This is a genomic window from Gemella haemolysans (assembly GCF_901873445.1).
In the GTDB taxonomy this organism is placed as follows: Bacteria; Bacillota; Bacilli; order Staphylococcales; family Gemellaceae; genus Gemella; species Gemella haemolysans_C.
In genome coordinates, this window is sequence record NZ_CABFLN010000011.1 from 20,537 (window position 1) to 37,176 (window position 16,640).

General features: G+C 29.8%; 13 protein-coding genes and 1 other RNA gene. All 14 read left to right on the top strand.

What is annotated here, in order from left to right; all coding sequences use genetic code 11:
- Positions 1–9: 9 nt before the first annotated feature.
- The 14 genes from recN (at position 10) to JX287_RS01580 (ending at position 16,532) form a co-directional block, all read left to right on the top strand.
- A complete protein-coding gene (gene recN, locus JX287_RS01515) occupies positions 10–1,710 on the top strand; it encodes a DNA repair protein RecN (RefSeq protein ID WP_204641467.1) in 1,701 nt (566 codons plus the stop codon).
- A gap of 33 nt (positions 1,711–1,743) precedes the next feature.
- Positions 1,744–2,625 carry a ribosome small subunit-dependent GTPase A gene (rsgA, locus tag JX287_RS01520; RefSeq protein ID WP_204641468.1) on the top strand — a complete coding sequence of 294 codons (882 nt, stop codon included), beginning with the start codon at positions 1,744–1,746 and terminating at the stop codon, positions 2,623–2,625.
- Position 2,626: 1 nt separating this feature from the next.
- A complete protein-coding gene (gene rpe / locus JX287_RS01525; protein WP_204641469.1) occupies positions 2,627–3,271 on the top strand; it encodes a ribulose-phosphate 3-epimerase in 645 nt (214 codons plus the stop codon).
- Positions 3,271–3,903, top strand: coding sequence for a thiamine diphosphokinase (locus JX287_RS01530; protein ID WP_204641470.1), 633 nt, complete (start codon positions 3,271–3,273; stop codon positions 3,901–3,903). The genes rpe and JX287_RS01530 overlap by 1 nt, the downstream gene beginning before the upstream one ends.
- 11 nt (positions 3,904–3,914) lie before the next feature.
- Positions 3,915–4,763 (top strand): sulfite exporter TauE/SafE family protein, encoded by an 849-nt coding sequence (locus JX287_RS01535; protein WP_204641471.1) that lies wholly within the window; start codon positions 3,915–3,917, stop codon positions 4,761–4,763.
- 1 nt (position 4,764) lies between these two features.
- Positions 4,765–5,118, top strand: coding sequence for a DUF1634 domain-containing protein (locus JX287_RS01540; RefSeq protein WP_102169636.1), 354 nt, complete (start codon positions 4,765–4,767; stop codon positions 5,116–5,118).
- Between the two features lie 214 nt (positions 5,119–5,332).
- Positions 5,333–6,715, top strand: coding sequence for a cytochrome ubiquinol oxidase subunit I (locus JX287_RS01545; RefSeq protein WP_204641472.1), 1,383 nt, complete (start codon positions 5,333–5,335; stop codon positions 6,713–6,715).
- Position 6,716: 1 nt separating this feature from the next.
- Complete coding sequence (gene cydB / locus JX287_RS01550) at positions 6,717–7,745, top strand: cytochrome d ubiquinol oxidase subunit II (RefSeq protein ID WP_204641473.1); 1,029 nt, start codon at positions 6,717–6,719, stop codon at positions 7,743–7,745.
- Between the two features lie 3 nt (positions 7,746–7,748).
- Complete coding sequence (gene cydD / locus JX287_RS01555; protein ID WP_204641474.1) at positions 7,749–9,464, top strand: thiol reductant ABC exporter subunit CydD; 1,716 nt, start codon at positions 7,749–7,751, stop codon at positions 9,462–9,464.
- Complete coding sequence (gene cydC / locus JX287_RS01560) at positions 9,454–11,187, top strand: thiol reductant ABC exporter subunit CydC (protein ID WP_204641475.1); 1,734 nt, start codon at positions 9,454–9,456, stop codon at positions 11,185–11,187. Before cydD ends, cydC begins: the two co-directional genes overlap by 11 nt.
- 175 nt (positions 11,188–11,362) lie before the next feature.
- The gene (locus JX287_RS01565; protein WP_204641476.1) at positions 11,363–12,142 is read left to right on the top strand and encodes a nucleotidyltransferase domain-containing protein; all 780 of its coding nucleotides are present in this window, start codon (positions 11,363–11,365) and stop codon (positions 12,140–12,142) included.
- A gap of 366 nt (positions 12,143–12,508) precedes the next feature.
- Positions 12,509–15,337 (top strand): excinuclease ABC subunit UvrA, encoded by a 2,829-nt coding sequence (uvrA, locus tag JX287_RS01570; protein WP_204641477.1) that lies wholly within the window; start codon positions 12,509–12,511, stop codon positions 15,335–15,337.
- Between the two features lie 179 nt (positions 15,338–15,516).
- Positions 15,517–15,700, top strand: a non-coding RNA gene (gene ssrS / locus JX287_RS01575) — 6S RNA.
- Positions 15,701–15,764: 64 nt separating this feature from the next.
- Entirely contained in the window at positions 15,765–16,532 is a 768-nt protein-coding gene (locus JX287_RS01580) for a tRNA threonylcarbamoyladenosine dehydratase (protein WP_204641478.1), read from the top strand.
- Positions 16,533–16,640: the final 108 nt, after the last annotated feature.

A 16,640-nucleotide genomic window follows, 5' to 3' on the forward strand; every position in this document is an offset into this window, starting at 1 on the left:
GAGGAACAGATGTTAATTCAGTTAAATATTAAGCAATTTGGAATAATTGAAAAAGCTACTATAGAACTTAAAAATGGTTTAACTGTCTTAAGTGGAGAAACTGGTGCAGGGAAATCAATGATTCTAGCGGCAATTTCACAACTGTCTGGTCAAAGAACATCGACGTCTTATATTCGTTACGGTGAAGAGAAGGCGAGTGTTGAAGGTGTATTCGATTTTCCTAAGAGTAAAGAAGTTAAGAAAATTTTTAATGAACTTGATTTAGACCTTGAAGATGAGGTTATTGTAGTTCGTCGTGATATTTATAGCAGTGGAAAGAGTGTATGTAGAATTAACGGAACAATAGTTAATCTATCTACATTAAAAAAAGTAGCTGCTCATTTATTAGATATTCATGAACAACACGATAATCAAGTATTATTAGTAGAAAAAAATCACCTGAACTTGGTAGATTCATTTAATAGAGAGAAAATACAATCTGTTTATATAAAATACAAAGAAAAATATAAACAATACCAAGTTATTACAGAGAAAATTGATAACTTAAAACAACAAGAAAGTGATGTTCTTCAAAAAGTTGATTTCTTGAAATTTCAGTACAAAGAATTAAGTCAGATGAAGCTTAAAAAAGATGAAGATTTAGATCTTGAAAAGGATATTGATTACTTAGAGAATTTTGAAAAAGTAAATACGCTTGCTCATAGTATTACAGACGGTATTGATGGTGAGTATGGAGTATTATCAAAACTTGCAGAAATTAGATCTAATCTAGGAGAGTTAAGCAGGTATAATTCTAACTTTGAAGAAAAATATGAAGAGATTACAAATTTATATTATATTCTTGATGATTTAAAATATGAAGTTTCTAGTTATACAGATGTAATTGAATATGATGAAGAAAAATTAGATCGTTTGATTTTTAGATTAGATAAAATAAAAACATTAGAGAAAAAATACTCTAAGCCACTTAATGATCTTATTACCTTTACAGAAACGATAAAAGAAGAATTAGATGAACTTGAAAACTATGAAGAAAACTTTGAAAATTATCTAGAAGAGAGTAAGAAAATCGAAGAAGAACTGACGGTTCTAGCAGAAGAGTTAAGTTCAATAAGAAAAGAGACAGCTTTAAAACTAGAGAAACTTATACAAGATGAGTTGAAATTCTTATACATGGAAAAAAGTACTATTAAAGTCGATTTCAAAGAAAAAGAATTTTCAACAACAGGAAAAGATGATGTCAAGATTCTAATTAGTGCGAACTTAGGAGAACCTTTAAAATCATTATCTAAAGTTGCTTCAGGAGGGGAACTTTCAAGGGTAATGTTAGCCCTAAAAATAATCTTCTCAAGAAGTATAGAAGCTACTTCGATAATATTCGATGAAATTGATACTGGAGTAAGTGGAAGAGTATCACAAAGGATGGCTGAAAAAATGTACCAACTTGGTGTAGGTTCGCAAGTACTTTGTATTTCGCACTTACCTCAAACTACAGCCTTAGCAGATACAAATTTATTGATCAGTAAAGAAATAATAGATAAGAGAACATTAACTGTAATCAGAGAACTATCAGAAGAAGAGAAGATTGCTGAAGTAGCAAGAATGGTGTCAGGAGACACTATGACAAAACTTTCTGAAGAGCACTCTATTGAAATGTTAAGATTAGCAGAAAAAACTAAAGCAGATATAAAAGCGAAACTAAACAAATAGTTACAAAAAATACCAAAAAGGTATAGGAGGAACATGACAAAAGAAGGAAAAATTTTAAAAGCACTTAGTGGATTTTATTATGTAAATTGTTTTGGAGAAATCGTTACGTGTCGTGCACGAGGGAATTTCAGAAATGAGAATATCACACCATTAGTAGGTGATGATGTAAAAATTCAAATGAGTGATAATAATACAGGATATGTAGTAGAAATTTTAGAAAGAAAAAATGAATTACTAAGACCTAAGGTTGCGAATATAGATTATAGTATTATTGTAGTATCTGTAAAAGATCCTGAGTTTTCAAGTAAGCTACTAAATAAAACAATTTGTTTAAATGAAAATAGTAATGTTGATATCATTATCATTTTTACTAAGTTAGATTTATTAAAAGATGATGAAATGGAAAAGATGAAAGAAATAATGAATTACTATTACGAAATAGGTTATCAGGTATTTACGAATTCTGAAGAAGATATTGATAAATTAAAAGAAGTTATTTCTAATAAGTATGTAGCGATATCTGGTCAATCAGGTGCAGGAAAATCTACGTTCATTAATAAACTAGCAGAGCACCTTGATATCGAAACAGGAGAAATTTCGAAACATTTAGGACGTGGACGACACACGACTAGACATACGGAATTTTATCAAATTGATGATTTTTATATCGCAGATACACCGGGATTTTCTTCACTTGATATTACATTTATTGAAAAAGAAGATTTACAATACTTATTTAGAGAGTTTCATGACTATGATTGTAAATTCAAACCATGTAATCACATGGAGGAAATTCAATGTGGTGTAAAAGAAGCGGTAGAAAGTAAACAAATATTAGAAAGCCGTTATGAAGACTATAAAGTTTTATTTACAGAAAAACAAAATCAAAAAAGAAAATATATAAAGGAGAGATAAGATGAAGAAAATTTTACCTTCAATTTTATCAGCAGATTTTGCTAATTTAGAAAGAGATATTAAAGAATTAGAAAATATAGGAATTGATATGTTTCATATAGATGTAATGGATGGGAATTTCGTTCCTAATATTTCTTTTGGATTTCCAATAATTGAAGCAATCCGACCTAAAACAGACAAAGTTTTTGATTGTCACCTAATGATTGCTAATCCGGAAAATTATGTAGAACAATTTTGTAAAGTTGGCTGCGATATGGTTTCTTTTCATATAGAAGCTACTAACCATGCAGACAGATTAATACAAGTAATCAAGGATAATGGAAAAAAAGCTGGTATAGTATTAAATCCTCAAACACCACTTGAAAGTATTAAATACTTATTACCAAAAGTAGATTATGTTCTAATTATGACTGTTAATCCAGGATTTGGTGGTCAGAAGTTTATTCCAGAAATGCTTGAAAAAATAGAAGAATTAGCTAAGATAAGAGAAGAAAAAAATTATAACTTTTTAATAGAAGTAGATGGTGGAATAAACATAGAAACATCGAAAGCATGTCGAGATAAAGGTGCAGATTTATTAGTATGTGGTTCATTTTTATTTGGTGCAAGCGATAAAGAAAAAACATTAGGTGAGTTGTTAAAATAATGAATATAAAAAAAATAAGCATAATGTTAGGTGGGGTATTTCCAGGAGAATTACCTTCATCAGACTTATGGTGTGGAGTAGATAGAGGCGCATTTTACTTACTTGATAAAGGGATTAATCCATTATTAAGTTGCGGAGATTTTGATTCGATAAATACTGAACAAAGAAAAGAAGTAGAAGAAAAATCTAAGTACTTTAGAGTAAAGGATAGTGAAGATTTAACTGATGCAGACTTTGCTTTAGAAAATATATTAGAATTATTTGATTCTATTGAGGAAATAGATATTTATGGAGCAACAGGAAGAAGATTAGATCACTTTTTTGGTAATATCTTGCTGCTAAATAATGAAAAATATAATAATGTCAAAATAAGTATTATTGACGATAATAATATAATAACGATAGCCCATAGTGGACATAATATTTTTAAAAAAATTGAAGAATACAAGTATTTCTCAATAGTTCCAATATATAAGGATACAAAAATGACTATAAAAAATTCTAAATACGAAGTAGAAAATTTGATCTTGACTCTAAATCGTCCTAATGCAACGAGTAACGAATTTGCTAATGGAAAAGCAATCGAGTTGGAAGTAAGTTCAAATGTATTAGTAATATATTCTAAAGATTAGAAGGAGAATTTATGATTGAGATAATACAATTTATGATAATAGCTGTTCTAGCAGGATTTCTAGGTTCTTTAGTAGGATTAGGTGGAGGAATAATTATTACTCCAGCATTGACAATCTTATTTGGCATAGATATAAAATATGCAATTGGAGCCAGTATCGTTGCAGTAATAGCGACAAGTAGTGGTTCTGCTATAGCATTCGTGAAAGATCATGTTAGTAATATGAGAGTGGGAATGTTACTAGAGGTATTTACAACAGCTGGAGGGGTCGTAGGAGCTCTTATGGCAGGGATTTTTTCATCTAAATTACTGTACATTTTCTTCTCTTTAATATTGTTAAATTCTTTTTATGGAATGTTGAAGAAAACAGGTTTAATAAATAAGGGAAAAAAAGAAGAAGATAAAGTAGAAAATGATAAGTACGCCGATAAATATAAATTAAATTCAACATACTACGATAAGGCTACAGGTGAAACTGTAAAGTATAATGTTACTAATGTCCCTCAAGGATCACTTGTTATGTTTGGTGCTGGGTTTGCTAGTGGATTATTAGGAATTGGTAGCGGTGCGTTTAAGGTCGTAGCTTTAGATACTTATATGAAATTGCCTATAAAGGTAAGTACAGCTACGAGTAACTTTATGATGGGTGTTACTGCAACAGCAAGTGCGTTAATATATTTCTTTAATGGTACTATTAATCCGGCTATTGCAGCTCCAATAGCCTTAGGAACACTAATAGGATCGAGAACAGGTGCAAAAGTAATGCAGAGATTGGATGCTAAATATATAAGATATATTTTCCTACCAATTCTATTATTTACGATAGTTAACATGTTCTTAAAAGGAGTGGGGGTACTTTAATATGGAGAATAAAAGAGACATTAACATTGTTATATCTAATATAATAAAAACAGGAGTTTTTATTAGTTCTTTCTTTATTATAACAGGTATAATATTAAGTTTTATAAATGGAGCTGAAAATATACTAACTACAGATAGATATACATTTTCAGAAATGATAACTGGTCTATTTAGTTTAAATTACTATTCATATCTTATGTTTGGAATATTCCTTTTAATATTAACACCAGTACTTAGAATATTAGGTTTATTATATGTATATATTATGGAGAAGGATAGTAACTTTATAAGAATTTGTATATTAGTGTTAGTCATACTAACTATTAGTTTATTCTTGGGAGTAACGCACGGATAAAATAAGAAGAAAATTTAAAAATATAAAGTTTAACAAGGCGATAATAATGATTTTATTGTAATTTGTGAACAAATTGTGAACGAAAAATGGTAAAAAGTAGGAAAAATCATACTTTTTATCATTTTTGTTTTGCTATAATAAAAACTATGTTATACAATAATATTATAAATATTTGCACTAAATATAATTTAATATTTTTAAAGGAGGTATATCTATGTTGGATCCACTATTACTTGCTAGGATACAATTCGCAGCGACAACAGTGTTCCACTTCTTCTTTGTACCGATTACTATTGGTATGGTGTTCTTAATCGCGATTTTTGAAAGTATTTATGTTAAAACTGGCGATGAACATTACAAAAGAATTACGAAGTTCTTTGGTCACTTATTCCTAATTAACTTCGCTGTTGGGGTTGTTACAGGTATCCTACAAGAGTTCCAATTTGGTATGAACTGGTCTGAATATTCTTCATTCGTAGGGGATGTTTTTGGACCATCACTTGCGGTAGAAGCATTACTTGCATTCTATCTTGAGTCTACATTTATCGGTATTTGGATTTTCTCTTGGGAGAAAATTAACAAAAAATTACACGCAATGTGTATTTGGTTAGTAAGTATTGGAACAATTATGTCAGCGTTCTGGATTTTATCTGCTAACTCATTCATGCAACACCCAGTTGGTGTTAAATATGTTGAAAACAATGTAATTGGTAAAAAAGCAGAAATGATTGATTTCTTTGCAATCATTAAAAATCCTTACTTATGGAATCAATTTCCTCACATTTTAGCAACAGCTTTAACAGTAGGATCATTTACAATTGCTGGTATCGCAGCTTGGAAAATGTTACGTAAACATGAAGTTGCAATGTTTAGAAAAGCATTTAAAGTTTCTATCGTAGCAGCTTTAATTGGTTCACTTGGTTTATTAGCAACTGGACACTCTCAAGCTCAATATTTAGTAAGAGAATATCCAATGAAAATGGCTGCAGCTGAAGCTCTATATGAAGATACAGGAGACTCAGCAGCATTCTCAATTTTAGCTAAAATTGATCAGAAACAACAAAAAGCTGAACATTACTTAGAAATTCCTGGAATGTTAAGTTTCCTTTCTTACGATAAGTTTGAAGGAAGTCTAAAAGGTATGAAAACTCTTCAAAAAGAAATGGATGAGAAATATTACCCAGTTGTAGGAAAACACATTGACTACACACCTCACGTTCCAACAATTTACTACACATTCAGAACAATGGCTGGTTCTGCTGGATTATTATTCTTAGTATCATTAGTTGGTACAATTTTCGCATTCAGAAAACAAGAAACAGAGAAAAAATGGTTCTTACGAATCATGCCTTGGATGTTATTAGTAGCTGAAGTAGCTACTGCTTGTGGATGGATTATGGCTGAAATTGGACGTCAACCATTCTTAATTTTCGGTGTAATGACTACTGAATCAGGAGTTTCTCCAAACTCTGGTGCATCAGTATTATTCTCACTATTAGTATTCTGTGCATTATACACAATCTTAGGTATTGCTCAATTTATCGCATTCAGATATACAATGAACAAAAAAGAAACAACTGTGAAGGAGGTAGCATAGTATGGATTGGTCAGTAGCTTTACCAAATATATGGTTCTTACTTATTACAATACTATTTACAGGATTCTTCGTATTAGAAGGATATGACTTCGGAGTTGGGGTACTAGCTCAAGTACTAGGTAAAACTGATGAAGATAAACGTGTTTACTTCAATACAATTGGTCCTTTCTGGGATGCAAACGAAGTTTGGTTATTAACAGGTGGTGGAGCGATGTTCGCAGCGTTTCCTATCTGGTATGGTAAATTATTCAGTGGATACTATATCGCATTTGTATTAATGCTTGTTGCATTAATCTTACGAGGCGTATCATTTGAATTTAGAGGTAAATTAGGAGATAATAGAGCTTGGATTAAATCATTCGATATAGCAATGTTTGTTGGTAGCTTACTTCCTCCAGTATTATGGGGAGTTGCAGTAGCTAACTTCATGACAGGAGCAAACCTAGACGCTAAGAAAAACTTAGTTGACGGTTTCTTAGGATTATTATCACCATTTACAATTCTAGGTGGAGTAATGATGTTACTTCTTATGTTAGTTCACGGAGCACAATTCTTAGCTCTTAAAACTACAGGGGAATTAAGAAACGCAGCTCGTGCAACATCTGCATTACTATTCCCATTTGCTGCGGTAGTAACATTAGTATTCGCAATTTGGGCTTTATTTAAAACAGATATTTTCATAACAAACTACTACGTTGGTTTAGTACTAGCTTTAATAGCAGTAGCATTCTTCGTGTTATCATTTGTTTTAAACTTCAAAGGTCGTGACTTAGGTGCATTCTTAAGTACATCAGGAACTTTAGCGTTCCTAACTCTAAGTGTCTTCGCTGGTATGTTCCCACGTGCTATTATAAACAGTAATGATGTTAGTCAATCACTATTTATTTATGATGCTGCGAGTGGAGTATACACTCTAAGACTTATGACAATAGTTGCATTATTCCTATTGCCATTCGTATTAGGATATCAAGTTTGGTCATATTCTATTTTTAGAAAACGACTAACTAAAGAAGATGAATTGGAGTATTAGTCAATGAAAAAAAAGGAAGCAAAGTTAAAACTTCCTGTTAAAAAAAGTCTTACATTGACACTATTAATATTATCAATATTCGAAGCAGCTTGTATAATTATACAAGCTGCTTTTTTATCAAAAGCTATAGTAGGGTTATTTGATAAAAATTATGATAATGTTGTTAGAGATAGTGTTCTTTTTTTAATAGGTTTTATATTTAGGATAGTATTTTTACATTTACAACAATATTTCACAGAAAACCATGCAATCGAGTTCGAAAAAGAACTTAGAAAAAAACTTCTAAGAAGTTATTTTGATTTAGGGCCTGATTTTACTTCAAGAGAAGGATCAGGAAAATTAGTAACTTTAGCAATTGATGGTATTGGAAAAGTAAAACAGTATTTTGAATTGAATGTATCTAAACAAATACGTGGAGCAATCATACCAACCTTAGTAGTTATTTTTATATTTTATACAGATTATGTATCTGCATTAATGATTATATCTGTAATCCCAGTTATCGTTATTTTTATGATACTGCTAGGAATTAATGCTAGAGATATGGCAAATAGACAGTATAAAAAATATAGAGCTCTTTCGAATAACTTTATCGATACAATTCGAGGAGTGGAAACACTTAAATTCTTAGGAGTAAGTAAAAATTACTTACCAATAATGGAGAAAAAAAATAGAGAATATCGTCAGAGTACTATGAAAACACTAAGTGTGGCATTTTTAAATAGCTTCGCATTAGATTTCTTAACAACTATAGCAATTGCACTTTTAGCGGTTAGATTAGGGATATTATTATTAGATGGTAGTACAGTACTATTACCATCATTAACGGTTTTATTAATAGCACCTGAATTTTTTCTGCCGATGAAACAAGCTGCAACAGATTATCACGCAACACTCGATGGTCAAATGGCTTATGAAGATATTAATAGAATGATAATTGATAATGAGAAAAATAAATCTGAGAAATCTTCTATTGAGAGTGTGGATAGTATTAAATTAAAAAATATAGGTTTAATAAAAGACGAGAAGAAAATTCTTAATAATATAACTTTATCTATAAACAAAGGTGAAAAAATTTGTCTTGTCGGACAAAGTGGGAGTGGTAAAACTTCATTAATTTCAATATTATCTGGATTTAATGAACAAAGTGAAGGTGAAATATTAATTAATAACGAAGTTACAAATCTAAAAAATGTACACTGGTCAAATAATATTTCGTATATTTCACAGTTTCCATATATATTCCCTGATACAATTCGTAATAACATTTTATTCTATACTGATGAAAATGTTAGTGAAGAGTACTTAAAAGAAATTAGTAAATTAGTAGGATTAGATAAATTTATTTCAACTCTTCCACAAGGATTCGATACTAACATTGGTGAAGGTGGACAAGAGCTAAGTGGTGGACAAGCACAACGTATAGCAATTGCTAGAGCTTTAATAAGTAATAGAGAAATAATTATTCTAGATGAACCAACTAGTCACCTGGATATTGAAACAGAGTTCGAAATTAAAGAAAAACTGCTAGAGTTATTTAAAGGTAGAACAGTTATTATAGCTACACATAGACTACACTGGTTAAATAATGTAGATTATGTGTTAAATCTAGAACAAGGAAGGGTTAGTGATTTCGAGAAAGTCGTAGAATTTAAAAATTCACCTCGATTTGATCAGTTAAAAGCTAATCTAGTAGGAGGTAGCTATAGTGAAAAATAATTCAATAGTAAGAAAAGAACTTAAAAAGAATAAAGTTGTCATGAGTGGAATAATTTTCTTAGGATTAATGTCAGTTATTAGTGGAGCAGCGTTAATGTATGTATCAGGATTCTTAATTAGTAAAGCTTCATTACGTATAGGAAATATCCTTATGTTACAAGTTCCAACTGTATTAACTAGAACTTTCTCACTAGCGCAATCAACATTTGCTTATATCCAAAGACTAGTAAGTCATAACTTAGTTTTAGGAATAATTGAAAAAATGCGTAGTAGAGTGTACAGAATTTTAGAACCTAAAGCATTAAAACTTAAGAAAGAATATAAATCTGGAGATTTACTAGGTATTATTTCAGAAGATATTGAAAATATGCAAAATATTTACTTAAAAACAATCTTCCCAAGTATAATCTCATTAGTATTGTATGTAATATTTATTACAGTTATGTTTGGGTATGATATGAATTATGCAATCTTAGCCTCTCTATTTGGTTTATTTATAATATTTGTAGTTCCATTTGTGTCATTAACAATCACAAGAAAAAACTTCCAAATTATGAAAGAAGCTAAATATAATTTATATCGTGATTTTACAAGTGCCATTTTCGGATTAAGCGATTGGATTTCTTCTAATAAAGTAGATAAATTTATGGATGATTATCAAGAAAAAGAGGAAAAACTTTTAAAACGAGAAAGAAAAATTAAAACATTCGTTCACTTAAGAGAAAATTTTGTAAACCTACTTGCTGGAGCTACAGCATTTTTAATGATTTATAGCTGTTGGAGTATGACAGTAAATAACGTAATTGAGAATGTTTATATTGCATCATTTTGTATGATGGTATTATCAGTTCTTAGTGTAGCTGTAATGACTAGTGAAGCAGTTGCTCACATACCAGGATATGAAGTATCAATCAATCGTGTTAAAGAATTTTATTCTCAAGAAGATAATGAGCAAATTGAAATCACTGATGCGAAAAACTCTGATGGTAATATTATTGATGTCAAAAATTTATCTTTTGAATATGAAGAGGGTAAAACAATATTAAACAACTTATCACTTTCAATTAAGAAAGGTGAGAAAGTAGCAATATTGGGAAGAAGTGGTGTTGGAAAATCTACATTAGTAAAATTACTAACAGGTACATATACAGACTATGAAGGAGAAATAGTTGTACTAGATAAAAAACCAACAGAAAAAATGTTAGGTACAGAAATTTCACTATTAAACCAGAAACCATATTTATTTGATATGACTATTAGAGAAAATTTAAAACTTGCTCTTTTAGATTCAGGTATTGAAGAATCTGAAATTGAAAGTAAGATTAATGATAGTTTAGAAAAAGCACAACTAACTAAATTGCTTCAAAGTTTACCAGATGGAATAGATACAAATGTATTCGAAACAGGAAGTAGGTTCTCTGGAGGAGAGCGTCAACGTATCGCTTTTGCTAGAAGTATAATTCAAAATAATGAATTACTATTATTAGATGAGCCAACTGTAGGGTTAGATCCAAAAACTGAACATGAACTATTAACTACAATTTTTGAATCTAGTAAAGATAAAACAATCGTATGGATTACCCATCATTTAAACTCTATCGAATATATGGATAGAATAATCTTCATTAAAGATGGAGAAATAGAAATGGATGGAACTTATAGTGAGCTATACGCAACAAATGATAAGTATAGAAAACTGTATGATATGGACAATATAGCGTAACATTATTTGAAAATTTTACAAATACTAAGAAATAAGATAAAAGCTATGCTCTTTTTAGGGGGATAGCTTTTTTCTTAATATTTAATAAAAGTTTAAAATATGTATATATACAGATTAGAATGTATGTTAGAATAAAATGTAAAAGGAATTATATAAATATTGAAAGGATAATAAAATGGTAGTATTTGATAAACTTTGGCTAGAATTTACTAAATTCCCTGAGGTAACAGCAATAGTATTAGGGGGCTCTAGAAGTGGTAATAACTTTGATAAAAGTTCCGATTATGACCTCTATATTTATTGTACAAGTATACCTGATAAAGATGCTAGGAAACTAATTTTAGATAAATATTGTTCTTATATTGAATTAAATAATCAATTTTGGGAAGTTGAAGATGATTGTACTTTATCTGATGGGATAGATATAGATATCATTTATAGAAATATAAATGATTTTGAGAATAATATAGAAAATGTTGTGGAAAAACATCATACAGGTAATGGATATACAACATGTTTTTGGCATAATTTGAAAAATAGTAAAGTTCTTTATGATCCACATAAAGAATTTCATAAAATACAAGAAAGATTTAAAGTTCCATTTCCTAATGAGTTAAAAGAAAATATTATTTCAAAAAATTTTCGTTTATTAACAGGGAATTTACCTTCTTATGATAAACAGATTATAAAGGCATTTAATCGCGGAGATTTTGTGAGTGTAAATCATCGAATTGCAGCATTTATAGAATCTTACTTTGATATTATTTTTGCAGTAAATGAACTTACTCATCCAGGAGAAAAGAGAATGATATCGTACGCTAAAGAACATGCTAAAATTCTCCCTAAGGATTTTGAAGAGAACATGAATAAATTATTAAATAGTATGGGAAGTACTTTAAGGGATGTAGAAAATAATTTGAAAAATATCATTGAAAATTTAAAAGAAATTATATAGCTATATATTAAAAGATGTTAAATTTAACTATAGATTAAAACTAATAATTAAGTTATGAATATCGCTTACTAGAAAGGGAGTGAATGCTATACATATCATTTTTTGTTCTTAATTAATAATATAGGTATGTCTCACAAAGTAAAAATACTCAAAACAGAATTTTTTTGTATGTAGAAAAATTTAATATTATAATTTAGAATGTTCAGAGTTTAGTACTCTAAACTTTCTTTTTTAATATTCATTTATATTTATGTTATAATAATAGAGTTAATGTAAAATTGAATGTGTCTTTTAAAGAACTAGGACAAAAAATTAGTTTTACAATGAATAATAAAATTTAATTGTATAGGAACATTGAGGTAATATATGCAAAAGAAAAATAAAATAGTAATACAAGGAGCAAGGGAAAATAATTTAAAAAATATAGATTTGGAAATTCCTCGTGACAAGTTTGTTGTTATTACTGGACTAAGTGGTAGTGGTAAAAGTTCACTAGCTTTTGACACGATCTATGCAGAAGGACAACGTCGTTATGTAGAAAGTCTTAGCGCTTATGCGAGACAGTTTCTTGGAAATTTAGAAAAGCCAGACGTTGATCTTATAGAAGGTTTATCACCAGCTATATCAATAAATCAAAAAACAACATCGAAAAATCCAAGGTCGACAGTTGCGACTGTAACAGAAATCTACGATTACTTACGTTTGCTTTATGCAAGAATAGGAGAAATTTATTGTCCAAATCATCATGAGAAGATAGAAAGTAGTTCAATAAGTCAAATCGTAGATGCGATTATGCAGATGCCAGAACGTAGCAGAATACAAATTGTAGCACCTATCGTAAAAGATAAAAAAGGTACACACAAAAAATTAATAGATAAATTAATTAAAGACGGATACATTCGATTCAAAATAGATGGTGAGCTATATGAAGTGGGTGATCTTCCAGAATTAGATAAAAATAAAAAACACTCTATTAGCGTAATTATTGATAGAATAGTAATCAAAGAAGGAATTGAAACTCGTTTAGCAGATTCGTTAGAAACATCATTAAATCTATCTAACAATGATTTAGTAGAAGTAGATGATGTTAAAGAAGAAACTACACAATTATTCTCAACTAAGTATAGTTGTAAACATTGTGATTTTACATTAGGAGATTTAGAGCCTCGTATCTTCTCATTTAATAATCCTCAAGGAGCATGTCCAGAATGTGATGGTTTAGGAATGCATGAGACGGTTGATATTAATAAAATAATTGATAAAGATTTATCAATAAATGAAGGTGCAATTTTAGTTTATAATAATGCAACATCTACATATTATCCAAGTCTAATAAAATGTACATGTGAACACTTTGGAATAGATATGGATACTCCATTTAAAGATTTGAAAAATGAACAGCAACAAATTATTTTATATGGAAATGATCAAGAAGAAATTACTCATAAATATATTAATGATGAAGGTATTATGCGTTCGCGTATAGTATATTTTGAAGGTGTAGCGAATAACATTCTTAGACGTTATAAATCAGGAATGACTAGAGCGACGAGAGAAGCGATGGCTAAGTATATTAAGGAAGACTCATGTCGCAGCTGTAAAGGACAACGTTTAAAACCGGAGATATTATCGGTTTACGTTTCTGGAAAAAATATCGCAGAAATTTGTGAGATGTCTATTAAAGATAGTTATAAATTTTTCCAAGGTATAAAATTAAGTGAAAAAGATTATGCAATAGCCAAACTAGTACTTAAAGAAATTAAAGCTAGATTACAATTTTTAAATGATGTTGGACTAGATTATTTAACATTAGATAGATCATCAGGAACATTATCAGGAGGAGAAGCTCAGCGTATTCGTTTAGCAACTCAAATTGGTTCGAAGCTTATGGGGGTTACTTACATACTCGATGAGCCATCAATTGGTTTACACCAAAGAGATAATGAAAAACTAATTAATACTATGTTATCTATGAGAGATTTAGGGAATACAGTATTAGTAGTTGAACACGATGAAGATACGATGATGGCTTGTGACTATATTGTTGACATTGGTCCTAAAGCTGGTGAACACGGTGGACAAGTAGTAGCGGTTGGAACACCAGAAGAGATTATGGCTAATGAAAATTCTATCACTGGAGCATATTTATCTGGTCGTAAAAAAATACCAGTGCCGACTGAAAGAAGAGAAGGTAATGGAGAAAATATTGTAATTAAAAAAGCTAGAAAAAATAATCTTAAAGACATTAGTGTGAAATTTCCACTTGGAAAATTTATAGGAGTTACTGGAGTTTCAGGTAGTGGGAAATCAACACTTGTTAATGAGATACTATTTAATTCAGTGAAGAATGTTCTTAATAAAGAGGAAATCGATACAACTGTAGTCAAATCTGTAGAGGGTATTGATGGTAATATCGATAAAATTATTGACATCGATCAAAGTCCAATCGGAAGAACTCCACGAAGTAATCCAGCCACATACACAGGAGTGTTTGATGATATAAGAGATCTATACGCAAGTACAAATGAGGCAAAATTACGAGGATATAAAAAAGGACGATTTAGCTTTAACGTTAAAGGTGGTCGTTGTGAAGCTTGTAGTGGAGACGGAATATTAAAAATAGAAATGCATTTCTTACCAGATGTTTATGTACCATGTGAAGTATGTAAAGGAAAACGATACAATAGAGAAACATTAGAAGTTAAATATAAAGGTAAGAGTATAAGTGATGTACTCGATATGACGATAAAAGAAGCATATGAGTTTTTCGAAAATATTCCAAAGATTAAAAATAAATTGGAAACCCTTGTTCATGTCGGTTTAGATTATATACGATTAGGACAAAGTGCGACAACATTATCAGGTGGAGAAGCTCAAAGGGTAAAACTAGCGAGTGAACTTTACAAGAAATCAACTGGAAAAACATTATATATTCTAGATGAACCGACAACAGGTTTACATATTGATGATATTAGTCGATTAATTAAAATAATTGATAAGTTAGTTGATGGTGGTAATACTGTAGTAGTGATTGAACACAATCTAGATGTTATTAAGTGTTGTGATCATCTAATTGATTTAGGTCCAGAAGGTGGAGTTGGAGGAGGCACAATTCTTGCGGAATGTACCCCAGAAAAATTAATAGAAAATAATGAAAGTTACACAGGACAGTTTCTGAAAAAACTTTTAAAATAAAATAAATACATTAAATAAAATAAGTCTAAAATAAATTAATATTAGAAAAATATTTTAAATATTTTTATCTTATGGAAACCTTTTACTAATAAGGTTTTAAATTAAAATACACAAAACAAACACATGATTATACAAATTTTGAGGTTGTTTTACGAGTTTAACTGTGGTAAAATATAAATATACAACTAAAGCGCTTGTAAGACTTACCATACATTCGGGCCTAACACTTTTTGAACGGGAACGAAAATCGCTTATCAGTATAAAATGCTTCCTCTGAGAAGACTTTAGAAAATAAGGCTATCGTACCCACCTGATTATATCAGGACCAATTTAGGTAAGAATCTACGGCGTTTTGGTTTTTTTAGACTGGTTATAAGTGTTACCAGTCTTTTTATTATTTGATTTTTAGAAGAATATGGAGAAAAAAATGTTACATCAATTTTCAAGAAATGAATTAGTAATAGGTACTGAAGGTTTAGAATTATTAAAAAATAAAAGAGTAGGAATACTAGGTGTAGGAGGCGTAGGATCTTTTGCTGCTGAATCATTAGCTCGTTCAGGGGTTGGTTCATTAGTTTTAATGGATAAAGATGATATTGATATTACGAATGTAAATAGACAAATTCACGCTACAACTGAAACTGTTGGATGTAGTAAAGTAAAAGAGATGAGAAAACGAATTTTGGCTATTAATCCTGAATGTGAAGTAATAGCTATTCAAGATTTCTATACAGAAGATACTTATCCAATATTTTATGAGAAACCATTAGATTTCGTTATTGATGCTTGTGATACGGTAACTTTTAAAATACATTTAATAAAATATTGTTTAGCTAACAATATACCAGTAATCAGTGTAATGGGTTCTGCGAATAAAATAGATCCAACTAAATTCCAAATTACAGATATTAGTAAAACTACTGTTTGTCCTTTAGCAAAAGTAATAAGAACGAAACTGAAAAAAGAGAGAGTTCGTGGAAAAGTACCTGTAGTATTTTCTACAGAAAGTCCAACAATTGCTAACAAAGAATACTTAGAAAAAATTGGAAAACAAGATTCGGAAATACGTAAAGCTAAGATACCACCTGCTTCTAACGCATTTTGCCCATCAGTAGCTGGTCTTATAGCAGCCAATTATGTTTATACAACTTTATTAAAAAATATAAAAATATTAACTGTTGAAAAACCTATTTAAAGAATGAAAACAACGCTAGTTATAGCGTTGTTTTATTTTTTATTAAGGTTGACATATCAGAGTTTATGCTAATTTTTCTGTAAAAATTACACATAATTTGAAAACAGT

Excerpts from the sequence above, each read along its gene's own strand:
- recN (WP_204641467.1), top strand. The coding sequence starts at position 10 with ATGTTAATTCAGTTAAATATTAAGCAATTTGGAATAATTGAAAAAGCT.
- rsgA (WP_204641468.1), top strand. The coding sequence starts at position 1,744 with ATGACAAAAGAAGGAAAAATTTTAAAAGCACTTAGTGGATTTTATTAT.
- rpe (WP_204641469.1), top strand. The coding sequence starts at position 2,627 with ATGAAGAAAATTTTACCTTCAATTTTATCAGCAGATTTTGCTAATTTA.
- JX287_RS01530 (WP_204641470.1), top strand. The coding sequence starts at position 3,271 with ATGAATATAAAAAAAATAAGCATAATGTTAGGTGGGGTATTTCCAGGA.
- JX287_RS01535 (WP_204641471.1), top strand. The coding sequence starts at position 3,915 with ATGATTGAGATAATACAATTTATGATAATAGCTGTTCTAGCAGGATTT.
- JX287_RS01540 (WP_102169636.1), top strand. The coding sequence starts at position 4,765 with ATGGAGAATAAAAGAGACATTAACATTGTTATATCTAATATAATAAAA.
- JX287_RS01545 (WP_204641472.1), top strand. The coding sequence starts at position 5,333 with ATGTTGGATCCACTATTACTTGCTAGGATACAATTCGCAGCGACAACA.
- cydB (WP_204641473.1), top strand. The coding sequence starts at position 6,717 with ATGGATTGGTCAGTAGCTTTACCAAATATATGGTTCTTACTTATTACA.
- cydD (WP_204641474.1), top strand. The coding sequence starts at position 7,749 with ATGAAAAAAAAGGAAGCAAAGTTAAAACTTCCTGTTAAAAAAAGTCTT.
- JX287_RS01565 (WP_204641476.1), top strand. The coding sequence starts at position 11,363 with ATGGTAGTATTTGATAAACTTTGGCTAGAATTTACTAAATTCCCTGAG.
- uvrA (WP_204641477.1), top strand. The coding sequence starts at position 12,509 with ATGCAAAAGAAAAATAAAATAGTAATACAAGGAGCAAGGGAAAATAAT.
- JX287_RS01580 (WP_204641478.1), top strand. The coding sequence starts at position 15,765 with ATGTTACATCAATTTTCAAGAAATGAATTAGTAATAGGTACTGAAGGT.